The organism is Anabaena sp. CCY 9402-a, from assembly GCF_963920945.1.
Taxonomy (GTDB): Bacteria; Cyanobacteriota; Cyanobacteriia; order Cyanobacteriales; family Nostocaceae; genus Trichormus; species Trichormus minutissimus.
On sequence record NZ_CAWUDL010000005.1, the window covers coordinates 1 to 14,026 of the forward strand.

The following is a 14,026-nucleotide window of genomic DNA, read 5'->3' on the forward strand; positions in this document are numbered from 1 at the left end:
TACTCACTACTCACTACTCACTACTCACTACTCACTACTCAGCACTCAGCACTCACTACTCAGCACTCACAATATGTTGCAATAGTCCTTCACACGCATCAAGGAGTAAATCAATTACCTGATTAAAGCCTTCCGTTCCACCATAGTAGGGGTCTGGAACTTCCTTAAGGGTGTGTCGAGAACAAAATTCACACATCAAAATCACTTTATGGTGATATTGTCCAGTAGGATCAAGGGCAATGATATTGTCATAATTATCTCGATCCATTGCTAAAATCAGATCAAATTCCTGAAAGTCTGATTTCTGGAGTTGTCTAGCTTGTCCTTGTAGCTTAATTCCTAATTTTGTCGAGGCTGCGGCACTCATACGGCGATCTGGTGGACTGCCAATGTGATAGCTAGATGTGCCAGCCGAATCACAAAGGATGCGATCGCTTAATTCAGCTTGATCAATCAAATAATTCATGATGTTCTCTGCTGATGGTGAACGGCAGATGTTCCCCAAACAGACAAACAACAGTTTATAATTCATAATTCGTAATTCGTAATAGGAATCTATTGGGAGAATCTGAAGACTTATTCCTAAAGATTGATATAAAATTCTACTATAGATATGTCAAAAGTCAGTAGTTCACAGTCTATAGTCAACAAATCTTTTGAAGAATGACTAATGACGAGTGACTAATGACTAATGACTAATGACTAATCGCTAAAACCCAGGTAGTTCTAGTCCACTGGTCAATTCTTCCATGCGTTCGCGCATGGTGGCTGTAGACTTTTCGTAGGCACTTTTCATGGCTACTGTCACCAAGTCGGAAAGCATTTCTGAGCCTTGTGCTAAAGCATCGGGAGAAATTTCCACGCGCTTGGGTTCTTGGTTGCCGCTGACAATTACCTTCACTAGTCCACCACCAGCCTCTCCCAGAATTTCCATTTGCTCCAATTCTTCTTGGAGTCGCTTTGCACCCTCTTGAACTTGTTGTGCTTTTTTGAACGCTTCGGCTAGTTCTTTCATTTTTCCTAAGCCAAAGCCAAATCCTTGTCCTTTTTCTGCCATAACTAAATTATCCGCGTGTGCTTTGAATAACAAATCAAATTCAATTATAGAGGCGGCCGGGAATTTGCCTCTTTTTTTACTAATATTTAATGGGCATAGGGAATTAGGCATAGGGAATTGGGCAAGATTCATTCTCCTCTGCTCTTCTCCCTACCTCTTAAGAGTTCTCTGCACCTCAAGCAGCAGCCTGAAATTCACCCATCATTTTGACTTCTGGTTCTAACCATATTGACCAGTTCTCTTGGACTGTGTGCTGGATATGGCGAATTAGGTTAAAAATATCGTTGGCTTTTGCTCCACCACGATTGACAATAAAATTGGCGTGGAGATGAGCTACTTGTGCGCCACCAATTTGATAGCCTTTCAAACCTGTGTGTTCGATTAACCACCCAGCCGTGTAAGGTGTGGGATTACGGAACACGCTGCCACAACTGGGGAAGTTGTAGGGTTGGGTACTCAGCCGATGCTGTTTGTGTTGTTTGGTAATGGCTACAACCTGGGCGGGGTCAAATCCTGGTTTGAGTTGCAAGGTGGCTTGAGTGATGATGCGATCGCTACCTTGTAGTAGTGAAGTGCGGTATGTATAACCTAAGTCAGCAGGTGTTAGAGTCTCTAATGTCCCATCTGGGGAGAGGACTTCAGCACTCACTAACATATCTGCGATGCAGCTGCTGTGTGCGCCGGCGTTCATTACTACTGCACCTCCCAATGTTCCAGGGATACCAACAGCCCACTCTAAACCTTGCCAGCCTAGTTGTGCTGCTGCCCATGCCAAACTAGGAATTGATTCTCCCGCCGCGACGGTTAATTGGCCTGTGACAGGATCAAAGTGGCTGTAGCGTAGATGGCGAGTACCGATCACTAGACCGTCTAGACCGCGATCGCTAACTAACAGATTAGAGCCTGCGCCTAGGGTGGTGACTCTTAAATTATGTTCTTGTGCATACTTGATGCTGGCTTGCAATGCTTCTATGTTCCTTGGTGCAACGTACCATTCAGCCGCTCCACCAACTCGATAGGAAGTATATGCAGATAAAAAAGCTTGGGACTTGATTTCGCAATTAGTACCTGGTAAGTAAATGATTTTACCTTCACTTAAATCATTTTTTTCCTGTGTTTCTACTGTAGAAGCAGGAACTGTGCAGGCGTTTCCAGCTGCCTGGGAAATTTTCATCTTTACATCAATAAATTGTGAAATTTTTACATTTATCTGCTGTATGAGTACAGCAATAGAGTGAATTGATAAAACTCTTGCTCAGGCAAAACTTTTATAATGTAGCTGTAGCTGTAGCCGGTTCGCAAAGTGCAGTAATGATTTCAGGAATCGCCTGATTTAAGTTACCTGCACCTAAAAATAGTGCTAAGTCCCCAGTCTTAAGAGTTTGCAGTAGAAATTCATTTACAGCAGGTAAAGTTGGTTGATAAACTACCTGGGGATGTTCTTTAGCTACAGCCTCAGCTAACTGTTCACCACTGATTTGTCCTAAATTGGGTTCACCAGCACTGTAAATATCAGTTAGTACCACCAAGTCAGCATGGGTGAAAGACTCAGCAAATTCTTCTAAAAAGGTTAACGTCCGACTATAGCGATGGGGCTGGAATATCGCCACTACTCTTTGTCCTGGTCTGGCTTGCAGCCTTGCCGCAGCTAGGGTTGCACGAATTTCGCTTGGATGATGAGCGTAGTCATCAATAAAGGTAATACCATCAACTTCACCGCGAAACTCAAAACGTCGTCTAGCACCTTCAAAGGTGGCGATACCTTTGGCGATCGCTCCAAATTCTAAGCCTAAAATACGCCCAACAGCTACACCAGCTAGAGCATTACTCAAGTTATGGCGACCCAGCAAGCGCATATTCAGCACTCCCAAGGCTTTACCTTTTTCCCAGACTAAAGCAGCAGTTCCATTGGCATGATAGTCAATGTTAGTCACAGTGTAGTCAGCGTCAGTCTCTGGATGGAGACTGTAGGTGATTGTAGGTTTGAGGCGATCGCGTACTGTAGTGCAATCAATGCTGCCCACTAAGGTTTTACAACCCTGGGCAAATTTTTGGAAGGTCTCAACTACTTCTTCTAAGGTGTCGTAGTGGTCAGGATGATCTAATTCAATATTAGTAATAATGCCAATTTCAGGAGCGTGTTTCACTAGCGAACCATCAGATTCATCTGCTTCCGCTACCAAATAGTGACTTTGCCCCAACCTAGCATTGCCCTCCCAAGCATTTACTTCACCACCTACAATAATCGTAGGGTCTAAACCAGCTTCCAATAACATATAGCCAATCATGCTACTGGTTGTAGTTTTACCATGAGTTCCTGCTACGGCTATGCTATGGTGTTCGGCAATCAAGGCTGCTAGTAAATCTGAACGATGCCAAATTGGACAACCTAATTCCAGAGCTGCTTTATACTCTAGATTGTTGGCATTAATTGCTGTTGAACAAATAACTTGAGGCAGGTTTGCCTTGATAGAAGGAACTTGTTTTTCTGAATTTAATTCTATTTCATTAGCTCCCACTTGAGGATGAAAAAATTCGAGGTTACTAGCCTCTTGTCTACTAAAAATATGAGTCCCGATAGATTCTAACTTACGTGTAATATGATTTGGTCGCAGATCAGAACCTGATACTGGCAATTGACGTTTAGCCAGCACGTATGCCAAGGCAGACATACCTATACCACCGATACCAATAAAATGAAACGGTCTACCGCCAAAATCTACAGCATTATTCATTGATTGCTCCTCTTAAACACCACACCACACCACACCATAATCACAAATGACACGCGTATCATAACAGGATTTTGATTTTTACCGTAACTACTTCTATATCTTTTTCATTCTTGATGTTATCGGGCTGTTTTGTTGTGTTTTCTTTCGTTGAGAACGATTTTACATCGGTTGGAGGTTTTTGCTATTTCCAAACTGTTTTTAAGACTATTCAGTAAATTTCCGTCACATCGGGAAAGAAATTCTTGTAATTTGAAATACATACTTTTTGAGTCCTTACTGGTGTTAGCTAGATTAAGTACATTCGTAGCGAAAATACTTTTAAGATTTCATCAAGCCAAAGCATGAATTGATTAAGATATTCCTTTAGGAATGAAAATGATTTTCGATTGCATAGAGCCAAGGCATAACCAAATGCAGCAACTGGCAATCTTTGGTGGCACATTTGATCCAGTTCATTGGGGACACCTGCTAATAGCTGAGACAGCTTGGCATCAAGTACCCATAGATAAGGTTATCTGGGTGCCGTCCCGAAATCCTCCTCACAAAAAAGCTGCCGGATTTGAGCATCGGGTGGCAATGCTACAATTAGCTACAAGAGAAATATCAGCGTTTACGGTCTCAGAGATAGAGGCAAAACGCTCAGAGGTTTCTTATGCGATCAACACTTTGATCGACTTGTCTACTTGTTACCCAAATACTCACTGGTACTGGATTGTAGGTTTAGATACTTTCCAAACCTTACCTCGTTGGTACCGTAGACACGAACTAGCACCAATGTGTGATTGGCTAATTGCACCTAGATTGCTAGGTGGTGAGAATATAGCTCAAAGTGAATCAATCTGCAAGCAAGTCGAGAAAAAACTGGCAAAGCAGTTAGTAACTATTCGCTGGCAACTCTTGCATACACCATTAGTGAGAGTTTCGTCAAGTCTAATTCGTAACCTGTGTCGAGAGCGGAAATTAATTACTCATTTAGTGCCAGAAGAGGTTAGATCCTACATTGCTGCTCACAACCTCTACTCAGATGAATCTGAATAAAATATGTTTTTTTTTATTGATCCAACACTTTAAGGTTATAAATACTCCCCCCCTTTGCGATATGATTGGGGTCAAAGATATCAACTTATAGGCATATATACAGAGGGCAAGATACTGTGATTAGAGTCGCAATAAATGGTTTCGGGCGTATCGGACGTAATTTTGCACGTTGTTGGCTAGGACGAGAAAATAGCAATATTGACCTAGTAGCTGTTAACGACACATCAGATCCTAGAACTAATGCACACCTCCTGAAGTATGATTCAATGCTTGGGAAGTTAAAGGATGTTGACATTACCGCCGATGACAACTCTATCACCGTTAATGGCAAGACCATTAAATGCGTGTCTGATCGCAACCCAGAAAACTTGCCCTGGAAAGAGTGGGAAATTGACTTAATTATCGAAGCCACTGGTGTATTTACCAGCAAAGAAGGAGCGTTGAGGCACGTTAATGCTGGTGCAAAAAAGGTTCTCATCACTGCCCCCGGTAAAAACGAGGACGGTACATTTGTAATTGGTGTGAATCATCATGATTATGACCACAACATACATCATGTTATTAGTAATGCCAGCTGTACAACCAACTGCCTCGCACCCATCGCCAAGGTGTTGAATGACAAATTCGGCATCATCAAAGGTACGATGACTACCACTCACAGCTACACAGGTGATCAGCGATTGCTAGACGCATCTCACCGTGATCTACGCCGGGCAAGGGCAGCAGCCATCAACATTGTCCCCACCTCTACTGGTGCAGCAAAAGCAGTGGCACTAGTAATTCCAGACCTTAAAGGTAAGCTGAATGGTGTTGCCTTACGCGTACCTACCCCGAACGTCTCAATGGTAGATTTCGTAGTTCAGGTTGAGAAGCGTACTATTACGGAAGAAGTTAACCAAGCTCTCAAAGATGCGGCTGAAGGTTCACTCAAAGGCATTTTGGACTACAGCGAACTGCTATTGGTATCTTCCGATTATCAAGGTAGCGATGCTTCTTCTATCGTTGATGCTAACTTGACTCTGGTTATGGGTAATGACATGGTTAAAGTCATGGCTTGGTATGACAACGAGTGGGGTTACAGCCAACGCGTTCTAGATTTGGCTGAATTAGTCGCTGAAAAGTGGGTCTAATCAATTCAAAATGACGCTCGCAGACTCGCTAACGCTGCGCTAACAAAATTCAAAATTAAGAAGACCTGATTTTAGAAGGTTGATAAATTTGGATTTGTAATTGGATTTTGAACTGTTGACTATTGACTAAAATGTTGAAATCCTTGACTGAGGCTGAGAACTCGGTCAGGGATTTTTTCATCTTGATGCTTAAGTATGACTTGGGAATGAGATGTAATAGTGCCGATGATGGCTGCACTGTTATCTAACATCTGTATGAGAGTTTTTGCCAATGCTGGTGGTAGACACAGCACTAGTTCAAAGTCTTCACCACCGTACAGAGCATATTCTAGGGCTTGCTCTGGAGTTAACCAATGAGTAAAAGCTGTTGGTAGAGGAATTTGCTCACTTTCTAAGATTGCACCAACACCACTGGCGCGACAAATTTGTAAGACAGCATCTGCTAACCCATCACTGCTATCCATACCGGCAATAGGGAATGGATATTCTAAAATCTGCCAAATGAGGGGTAAGACATCTAATCGTGGTTGGGGACGCTGGTGTGCTTTGATTAGAACCGTCTTTTCTACTGGGGTGAGGTTCTGCCCTAATTCAGGGTTTAACAGTAATTTTAAGCCCGCATGAGATGCCCCATGAACACCTGTGACAATAATTGCATTGCCGACTTTGGCGGCAGAGCGACGGATAATTTTATGGGGGTGAACTTGACCAAAGGCGGTAATTGAAACTGTAGTAATAGGCGATCGCACTACATCCCCACCCACAATCGGGGTATCGTATTGTTGCAGGCATTCTGTCATCCCTTGGTATAAGCTTTCGACCCAACTCACACTCAAATCACCAGGAAGTCCCAGTCCCACAGTAATTCCCAAGGGAGAAGCACCCATTGCTGCCAAATCTGACAAATTAGCAGCCGCAGCACGCCAACCAGCATCTTCTGGGGACGTGGTGATATAACTAAAATGCACACCGTCAACTAGCATATCTGTGGTGACAACTAAAGATTGCTCTGGTGCTGTCACCAATACCGCCGCATCATCACCAATAATTTCTGGTGGACAGAAACGCTGTAATCTTTCTAGAAGGCCTTGTTCGCCAATATCTTTAACTTTAGTCATTATTCATTAGTCATTAATCCTCTGCTTTTTCCCAGTCCCCAGTCCCTACTCCCTCAAGATAGGATAATGTTATCGTCTAGGGGTCGGTTGGGATGCTCACTTCACTAGTAACAAATCTCACATTTGAAGATTACTTAAATTATGATGATGGCAGTGGTTTTCCCTATGAACTAGTGGATGGCAGACTGGAATTAATGAACCCCCCTACAATTCAACATTTCTTGATTGTCGATTTTGTAGACACCGCATTCAAAGCAGAAATTAAGCGTTTGGATTTACCTTGGTTAACTTTTCGGGAAGCTGGGGTAAGGACAGGAAGAAATAAGTCTAGGTTAAGTGATTTGTGTGTGGTGACGCAGGAACAAGCAAGAGAATTGATCAATGTATCAGCCGTCTTTGAATCACCGCAGTTAATAATTGTAGAGGTTATCAGTCCAGATTCCATCAAGCGGGACTATCGTTATAAGCGTTCTGAATATGCGGCGGTTGAAGTACCAGAATATTGGATTGTAGACCCGTTAGAAAAGAAAATCTCTGTGCTGTTGCTGGAAGAAGGACTGTACGAAGAGACAGTATATACAGATAATCAGAAAATTATATCGCGGACTTTTGGAGAAATAGCGATCAGCTACGCTGGGCGGAACGCCATCGCCGTTGAGCAGGTGTTAGCGGCTGGAAATCTTGGTTAGTTGGGAGAGCGAAGAAGGTTGACACTCTCCTGACTTTTTATGAATCTGTAGAGATGCGATTAAACGCGTCTCTACAAAATAATTGTCTAGGCTGCTTGGGGTTCTACTAAGTTTTCTATTCCCTGAACTACGGTAGCTGATTCAATTTTGTCACCAGCTTTGAGGATATCCAAGATTTCTCTACCTTCAATGAGATAGCCAAAAACAGAGTAACGACCATCTAATAGGTTACGTCCGGCGGGGGTGAGTTCTGGTTCAAACAAGAAAAAGAAGACTTGAGAAGAACCGCCATTAACTTCACTTTCAGGACGAGCCATAGCCAATGCACCAAAGGAAGAGAAAGGTAAAACTGGCATATCAAGATAACGACCAGCTTGCTCTAAGGTAATACCATAGGTGGGGGCTTTGTCACCTTCTGCAAGTATTTCTAGGGGAATAGCTCTGTATTGGCCTGTTTTGGGATCAATAAAACCCTGTTCTTTTCCTGGTGGATCTCCGGTTTGTAGAACATAAGACTCTTCTGAACGGGTAAATTCTAAGCCGTTGTAAAAACCACGTTTTACTAAATCGACAAAGTTACCAGCAGTTACAGGTGCGCTGTAACCATCTACAACAACTGTCAAATTACCTTTATTGGTTTTGATAGCAATTGTGGCACGACCTTTGAGTTGTGGGAGGTTACTGTACTCTTCTGGAACTTCAAAGGGGTATTCCTTGACCATTGACTCTTCTAATAGAGATACCAAATTCAGCAGTTTTGCTCTCTCTTCGAGCATTTTTTCTTTGTCTTTGGTTTGGGTCAATTCTTTACTTTTTTCCACGCCAGACTTTAATTCATTCAGCCAAGCTTCGGCTTGAGGTTGGCGTTCTTCCGGAACGCTTGCTAGGATTTGTGAAGGTTTATCAAGAATGCGGGATGCTTTACTCAGGTCTCTGGAGACAGCACCCCATCGCCGATTTGCACGCAGTTGAGTAGAGATATCTTCTAGACTGGCTTGCAATTGACGTACTGGCTTATTATCTATCGGGAGTGCATATCTTAATAGAGCTTTGCCGTCAGTGATTGCGTTTCCAGATGGCAAGGCAGCGTTACTGGAAGGAGTCCAGCCAGCTGTATTTATGCCTAAAAATATTGTTACCAACAGTATTGCCATGAGGCTGTTCTTCAGCCAGGATTTTAATAAATTCAACATGGTATGGCTAAAATGCGTAACTCAACACTCATCTTCCCATACATGAGTGTTGAGTGCTGAGTGCTGTTAGCGGTAGCGCGGCGTTTAGCCGGTGCTGAGTAATGACCAATGACCAATGACTATATAACTATTGACTAATTACCTAATTACTACCCTAGAAGGGTACAATAAATGCCGATTGTCTTCCACGATTTAAAAGCTTCATGATTTCCAGTAACGATTTTCGACCCGGCGTATCAATTGTATTAGATGGGTCTGTATGGCGAGTGATTGATTTCCTTCACGTTAAGCCAGGTAAGGGTTCTGCCTTTGTACGGACAACACTTAAAAGTGTCCAAACCGGCAAGGTTTTAGAAAGAACTTTCCGGGCGGGGGAAAGTGTGCCGCAGGCCACTCTCGAAAAACTCACGATGCAGCATACCTATAAAGAGGGCGATGAGTTCGTCTTTATGGATATGGAAACTTACGAAGAGGGTAGATTGAGTGCTGCCCAAATTGGCGATCGCGTCAAGTATCTCAAGGAAGGTATGGAAGTGAACGTGATTCGTTGGGGTGAGCAAGTTCTAGAAGTGGAACTGCCTAATTCTGTAGTTTTAGAGGTGACGCAAACAGATCCAGGTGTGAAAGGTGACACTGCTACAGGTGGGACTAAACCGGCGACTGTGGAAACCGGGGCAACTGTGATGGTTCCTTTGTTTATTACCCAAGGAGAACGCATCAAAATTGATACCCGTGATGATAAATACATAGGCAGGGAATAAGTTTGCTTTCATTCTTGAGGCAATCCCGATTTCAATCCCTCCAGGGGGATTAAATCCCTGCCAAACTTAAAATTCTTATTTACGGACAGGTCGAGGTAAAAAAAACTGTGCCATTGGACTTTAATGAAATTCGCCAACTGTTGGCAACTATTGCAGAAACTGATATTGCAGAAGTAACACTCAAAAGTGATGAGTTTGAGTTAACAGTACGTAAAGCTGCTAATGTGAGTAATCACGTTGTATCCATGCCATCGGTGCAACCGATCGCACAGCCATCACCACAAATTTCTGCACCGGAAGTTGGCAATCGTGTTGCTGACCATGCGGTAACTAATTCTGGCGCACACTCAGGGGCAAGTTCTCCGCCAATCATTGACCAGAAATTTGTAGAAGTGCCTTCCCCAATGGTGGGGACATTTTACCGCGCTCCTGCACCGGGGGAAGCGGCGTTTGTAGAAGTGGGCGATCGCGTCCGTAAAGGTCAAACAGTTTGCATCATCGAAGCGATGAAGCTGATGAATGAAATCGAGGTTGAGGTTTCTGGGCAAGTCGTAGAAATTCTCATCCAAAATGGTGAACCGGTGGAATATAACCAACCTTTGATGAGAATTAACCCTGATTAGGTATTAATCTATATAACAAGTGAGTCATTATTCTTCATGAATGAATGAATCATTGTTAACATTTGGAGTTCTGCGGGTTAATCCTGATGAAACAAGCGTTGCCTGTACCGCCAGAAGTAGTGCAACAAGTAGCTGAATACTTCAGTCTCTTAAGCGAGCCGATGCGTCTGCGCCTGTTGCACTTATTGCGGGATGAAGAAAAATGTGTACAAGAATTGGTAGAAGCAACACACACTTCACAGGCAAACGTGTCCAAACACCTGAAGGTAATGTGGCAAGCTGGGATTCTTAGCCGCCGCAGTGAAGGGACTTGTGCTTACTACAGGGTGGAAGATGAAATGATTTTTGAATTATGTAATCGGGTTTGCGATCGCCTCGCCACTAGGCTAGAGCAGCAAGCCCGTAACTTTAGGGTGCTAAGTAGTAAAAATTAAATGAAAGAGAACTGGGGGCTAGGAATTTTGGATTTTAGATTTTGGATTGAATAATCTAAATCTAAAATCCACTCATTGCAAATCCACTCATTGCAAGGCTGGAGACTGGGAGCATACGGGTAGAGGAGATTCCTCAACAGTCAACAGTCAACAGTTTCATTAAAGTGGATACTCTCTTTTAAAGCTTTCGCGGGTCATGGGTTGTTCTATCTCTACACCTTCACCACCTAAAACCTCTAATGGTTTACCGTTGACCTCAATATAAACTTTGGCATTGGGGTTTAATGTTGTGGCGGTATAAACTACTTGACCTACACGACCTACCATAGAGGTACTGCCACCACCACTGGTAAAGTCTTCAGATAAATTAACGTGGATTTCATCCTTATTTTCCGCTTTTAGCCCCAATAACTTAGTTCCTTGGGGAATGGTGGTGGAATTTGTCCCTTCTGTGGGGCCTGCTAACAAACTTTGAAAAGCCTGCTCTAGAACTTGGTTAGGTCGAACCGATGCTACTCTAATAGGCTGAGGAACTAATTCTATGCTTTTTTCGTTGGTTTTGAGCCAATAAACATTAGTTGTTTGTTCATTACCTGGCTGTGTATTGTATGGCTGCTGGATTCTTTGCGATGGGGTTGATTGTGTCGGAGAATTGGTGTTGGCAGTTAACCAAGCCACACCGCCACCAACGGCTACAACTGCGGCGGAGACGGCTGCAATAACACCTGAAGATATACGTTTTCCTTGTTGGTCGTTCATTTTTAAAACCTTCCTGACTGGGGGCTGAGGTAGTCTGTTTGTGGAGAGCAGCCTGGTTAGGGACGATAGTTAAAAGTATAGAGTTTCCAAAAATCTAAACTGATAGCTGGTAAATTTCCATCCGGGGCTTTTGAGTGGAGAATTCAGGACTTACGCGATGTGCGATTTATTCTTGAAACCTCTCTCCATAGCTTGCGTTCCTTACTAGGGAAAAGGTTGGGGGTTAGGTTGGAAAGAAAGTTACATACGGAGTGAAATTAGAAGTCAAAATTGCTACTCGAAAATAAGGCACTTGGAAACGGTAGGGAATAGGTTAAAAAGTATTTTCATTTATCCTGATGTACGCAGTTTATGGTAGCTACTTGACAACTGATTGAGAAATCAATGGGTCTAATATCCCCATTGAGTGGAAAATTTAATTAGGTTAATTAACTCCATCTAGTTGAATTCTAAACTCTTTTTTATTTTTCATTTTATAATTTATCTTTCTAATCCGTCACCTGCCCAATTATGTAAATCTGTAAATCTTATCTTTCCATCAGATTCTTAACAGTTTTATGAAGAACGCAGAGGAAGGATTGTATTGACTACTCTGCGCCCTAGATATTTAATTGTTAGTCTCTGTTGCTGCCTTGATCCACTGTTTAAGCGTAGCCACAACTTCCTCTATGGGAATTTCTTGAGCTTTACGAGTTGCTCTTTCTACAACTTCAACTTTGCAGTTGGTAATTGCTCGTCCGGTAACAATTCGATAAGGTATGCCGATTAAATCAGCATCTTTAAATTTTACTCCGGCTCTTTCATTGCGGTCATCTAATAATGTTTCTACTCCTGATTGATTCAGTTCCGTGTAAAGTTTTTCCGCAATTTCTACTTGTTGAGCATCATTAATGTTGGGAATGGTCACGATCGCCTGATAAGGTGCGATCGCTACTGGCCAAATTATGCCATCTTTATCGTAAGATTGCTCTACGGCTGACTGGGCTAAACGGGAGACACCGACACCGTAACAACCCATAACTAAAGGTTTTTCTTCACCCTGTTCATTAGTATAGGTTGCGCCCATTGCTTGGGAATATTTTATGCCTAATTGGAAAATATGACCGACTTCAATGCCTCTAGCACTTTTTAAGGTTTGTTGCGGGTCATGAAGGGCGCGATCGCCTGGTCTAGCTTTGCGGATATCGACTACACTTGTTGCTAGCTGAAATTGCTCACCCCAATTCGCACCCACGACGTGATAGCCGCTTTCATTTGCACCAGTAATGAAGTTTTTTAACTCAACGGCGGTTTGATCAACTAACCGGACAAATTTAGGATGAATTTGTTTGTTTGCGGCAATATATTCATCAGCAAGATCAGGGGCAATGTAGCCTAAAGGTAAAGATTTAGCTGCCCAAGTTTGCTGTGTTTCTGCACTGGGAACAGTTAAACCAATAATCGCTTTTGCACCGTAATTAGGAGCTAATTTAGTCAATTCGTTCTGTAATTTGACTTCGTTAACTTCTTGATCACCACGAATATTTACCAGTACCAAAACCGTTAAGCCGTTATCATAAGCTGTTTGGTAAAGAACATTTTTGACTACTTGTGTAGAAGCAGCCTTGAGGAATTTACAGACTGTTTCAATTGTTTCTGTTCCCGGTGTTTCCCGTTTTTCATAGGTAGTAAACGGCGAAGGTTCAGCGTCAGCAGGTAAAGAAACCGCTTTTTCGACATTCGCGGCGTACTTACCATCTTCGGTGTAGAGAACTTCATCTTCGCCGGCTTCCGCCAACACCATAAATTCTGTTGAACCAGAACCACCAATTGCACCAGAATCAGCTTCCACTGGACGGAAAGCCAAACCAGAACGCCGCAGCATATTGCTGTATGCTTGGTACATATCTTGGTAAGTTTTTTTCAGGCTATCTTCATCGGCGTGGAAAGAATAGCCATCCTTCATGATAAATTCCCGACCGCGCATTAAACCGAAGCGGGGGCGAATTTCATCACGGAACTTAGTTTGTATTTGGTAGAGGTGCTGGGGTAGCTGACGGTAAGAGCGAATCATATCACGAGCGATCGCAGTAATCACTTCCTCGTGCGTCGGCCCTAATCCTAATTGTTGTTCACGGCGGTCAATCAGGGAAAACATAATCCCCTCAGCCTTGGTGTAAGTATCCCAGCGTCCCGACTCCTTCCATAACTCAGACGGTTGGAGTTGGGGAAGTAAACATTCCTGTGCGCCTGTAGCGTTCATTTCTTCCCGCACAATCTGAGAAACCTTTTGCAGTACGCGCCACATCAAAGGCATATAAGCATAAACACCGCTACCGATGCGACGAATGTAACCAGCACGTAGTAACAACTTATGGCTAGGAATCTCCGCATCAGCCGGATCATCCCGCAGTGTGACGAATAACATTTGTGACAGTCGCATCGTTTATTTTTTAACTCCTGATTGCAAAATCGCTAATTTCTGTATCAACTCAAGCACGAAATACTAA

Annotated in this window: 14 protein-coding genes; 6 read left to right on the forward strand and 8 right to left on the reverse strand. The window is 43.0% G+C overall.

Annotated features, from left to right (window positions below):
* Nucleotides 1-55: 55 nt before the first annotated feature.
* The 4 genes from ACM0OR_RS03165 to murC all read right to left on the reverse strand — a co-directional run bounded on the left by ACM0OR_RS03165 (nucleotide 56) and on the right by murC (nucleotide 3,792).
* Entirely contained in the window at nucleotides 56-532 is a 477-nt protein-coding gene (locus ACM0OR_RS03165; RefSeq protein ID WP_414574961.1) for a low molecular weight protein-tyrosine-phosphatase, read from the reverse strand.
* A gap of 177 nt (nucleotides 533-709) precedes the next feature.
* Nucleotides 710-1,057 carry a YbaB/EbfC family nucleoid-associated protein gene (locus ACM0OR_RS03170; protein WP_190704110.1) on the reverse strand — a complete coding sequence of 116 codons (348 nt, stop codon included), beginning with the start codon at nucleotides 1,055-1,057 and terminating at the stop codon, nucleotides 710-712.
* 175 nt (nucleotides 1,058-1,232) lie between these two features.
* The gene (gene murB, locus ACM0OR_RS03175) at nucleotides 1,233-2,231 is read right to left on the reverse strand and encodes a UDP-N-acetylmuramate dehydrogenase (RefSeq protein ID WP_323267537.1); all 999 of its coding nucleotides are present in this window, start codon (nucleotides 2,229-2,231) and stop codon (nucleotides 1,233-1,235) included.
* A gap of 94 nt (nucleotides 2,232-2,325) precedes the next feature.
* The gene (gene murC / locus ACM0OR_RS03180) at nucleotides 2,326-3,792 is read right to left on the reverse strand and encodes a UDP-N-acetylmuramate--L-alanine ligase (RefSeq protein WP_414574962.1); all 1,467 of its coding nucleotides are present in this window, start codon (nucleotides 3,790-3,792) and stop codon (nucleotides 2,326-2,328) included.
* Between the two features lie 411 nt (nucleotides 3,793-4,203).
* Here murC and nadD point away from each other — a divergent pair, with 411 nt between their 5' ends.
* Entirely contained in the window at nucleotides 4,204-4,830 is a 627-nt protein-coding gene (nadD, locus tag ACM0OR_RS03185) for a nicotinate (nicotinamide) nucleotide adenylyltransferase (protein ID WP_323267557.1), read from the forward strand.
* A gap of 116 nt (nucleotides 4,831-4,946) precedes the next feature.
* Nucleotides 4,947-5,960 carry a type I glyceraldehyde-3-phosphate dehydrogenase gene (locus tag ACM0OR_RS03190; RefSeq protein WP_190704051.1) on the forward strand — a complete coding sequence of 338 codons (1,014 nt, stop codon included), beginning with the start codon at nucleotides 4,947-4,949 and terminating at the stop codon, nucleotides 5,958-5,960.
* A 119-nt stretch (nucleotides 5,961-6,079) separates the two neighbouring features.
* Here ACM0OR_RS03190 and thiL read toward each other — a convergent pair whose 3' ends face one another.
* Complete coding sequence (gene thiL / locus ACM0OR_RS03195; protein ID WP_414574963.1) at nucleotides 6,080-7,078, reverse strand: thiamine-phosphate kinase; 999 nt, start codon at nucleotides 7,076-7,078, stop codon at nucleotides 6,080-6,082.
* Between the two features lie 92 nt (nucleotides 7,079-7,170).
* Between thiL and ACM0OR_RS03200 the strand changes: the two genes are divergently transcribed.
* On the forward strand, nucleotides 7,171-7,767 hold the full coding sequence (locus ACM0OR_RS03200; RefSeq protein ID WP_414574964.1) for a Uma2 family endonuclease: 597 nt from the start codon (nucleotides 7,171-7,173) through the stop codon (nucleotides 7,765-7,767).
* A gap of 86 nt (nucleotides 7,768-7,853) precedes the next feature.
* Here ACM0OR_RS03200 and ACM0OR_RS03205 read toward each other — a convergent pair whose 3' ends face one another.
* Nucleotides 7,854-8,960 carry a peptidylprolyl isomerase gene (locus tag ACM0OR_RS03205; protein ID WP_414574965.1) on the reverse strand — a complete coding sequence of 369 codons (1,107 nt, stop codon included), beginning with the start codon at nucleotides 8,958-8,960 and terminating at the stop codon, nucleotides 7,854-7,856.
* A 203-nt stretch (nucleotides 8,961-9,163) separates the two neighbouring features.
* Here ACM0OR_RS03205 and efp point away from each other — a divergent pair, with 203 nt between their 5' ends.
* From efp to ACM0OR_RS03220, 3 genes are all read left to right on the forward strand, one after another.
* Nucleotides 9,164-9,721, forward strand: coding sequence for an elongation factor P (gene efp / locus ACM0OR_RS03210; RefSeq protein WP_190704040.1), 558 nt, complete (start codon nucleotides 9,164-9,166; stop codon nucleotides 9,719-9,721).
* 107 nt (nucleotides 9,722-9,828) lie between these two features.
* Nucleotides 9,829-10,344 carry an acetyl-CoA carboxylase biotin carboxyl carrier protein gene (gene accB, locus ACM0OR_RS03215; RefSeq protein WP_414574966.1) on the forward strand — a complete coding sequence of 172 codons (516 nt, stop codon included), beginning with the start codon at nucleotides 9,829-9,831 and terminating at the stop codon, nucleotides 10,342-10,344.
* Between the two features lie 86 nt (nucleotides 10,345-10,430).
* Nucleotides 10,431-10,778: an ArsR/SmtB family transcription factor gene (locus ACM0OR_RS03220; protein WP_190704034.1), complete on the forward strand. Its 348-nt coding sequence runs from the start codon at nucleotides 10,431-10,433 to the stop codon at nucleotides 10,776-10,778.
* 159 nt (nucleotides 10,779-10,937) lie between these two features.
* On the opposite strand, the gene ACM0OR_RS03225 is transcribed toward ACM0OR_RS03220, so the two are convergent.
* Nucleotides 10,938-11,537: a GerMN domain-containing protein gene (locus ACM0OR_RS03225; RefSeq protein ID WP_414574967.1), complete on the reverse strand. Its 600-nt coding sequence runs from the start codon at nucleotides 11,535-11,537 to the stop codon at nucleotides 10,938-10,940.
* A 607-nt stretch (nucleotides 11,538-12,144) separates the two neighbouring features.
* Nucleotides 12,145-13,959, reverse strand: a complete 1,815-nt coding sequence (locus tag ACM0OR_RS03230) for a proline--tRNA ligase (RefSeq protein WP_414574968.1) — start codon at nucleotides 13,957-13,959, stop codon at nucleotides 12,145-12,147.
* Nucleotides 13,960-14,026 lie beyond the last annotated feature (67 nt).

What these genes read in the sequence shown, in the direction of transcription:
- ACM0OR_RS03165 (WP_414574961.1), bottom strand. Translation starts at nt 532, where the DNA reads ATGAATTATAAACTGTTGTTTGTCTGTTTGGGGAACATCTGCCGTTCA.
- ACM0OR_RS03170 (WP_190704110.1), bottom strand. Translation starts at nt 1,057, where the DNA reads ATGGCAGAAAAAGGACAAGGATTTGGCTTTGGCTTAGGAAAAATGAAA.
- murB (WP_323267537.1), bottom strand. Translation starts at nt 2,231, where the DNA reads ATGAAAATTTCCCAGGCAGCTGGAAACGCCTGCACAGTTCCTGCTTCT.
- murC (WP_414574962.1), bottom strand. Translation starts at nt 3,792, where the DNA reads ATGAATAATGCTGTAGATTTTGGCGGTAGACCGTTTCATTTTATTGGT.
- nadD (WP_323267557.1), top strand. Translation starts at nt 4,204, where the DNA reads ATGCAGCAACTGGCAATCTTTGGTGGCACATTTGATCCAGTTCATTGG.
- thiL (WP_414574963.1), bottom strand. Translation starts at nt 7,078, where the DNA reads ATGACTAAAGTTAAAGATATTGGCGAACAAGGCCTTCTAGAAAGATTA.
- ACM0OR_RS03200 (WP_414574964.1), top strand. Translation starts at nt 7,171, where the DNA reads ATGCTCACTTCACTAGTAACAAATCTCACATTTGAAGATTACTTAAAT.
- ACM0OR_RS03205 (WP_414574965.1), bottom strand. Translation starts at nt 8,960, where the DNA reads ATGTTGAATTTATTAAAATCCTGGCTGAAGAACAGCCTCATGGCAATA.
- efp (WP_190704040.1), top strand. Translation starts at nt 9,164, where the DNA reads ATGATTTCCAGTAACGATTTTCGACCCGGCGTATCAATTGTATTAGAT.
- ACM0OR_RS03220 (WP_190704034.1), top strand. Translation starts at nt 10,431, where the DNA reads ATGAAACAAGCGTTGCCTGTACCGCCAGAAGTAGTGCAACAAGTAGCT.
- ACM0OR_RS03225 (WP_414574967.1), bottom strand. Translation starts at nt 11,537, where the DNA reads ATGAACGACCAACAAGGAAAACGTATATCTTCAGGTGTTATTGCAGCC.
- ACM0OR_RS03230 (WP_414574968.1), bottom strand. Translation starts at nt 13,959, where the DNA reads ATGCGACTGTCACAAATGTTATTCGTCACACTGCGGGATGATCCGGCT.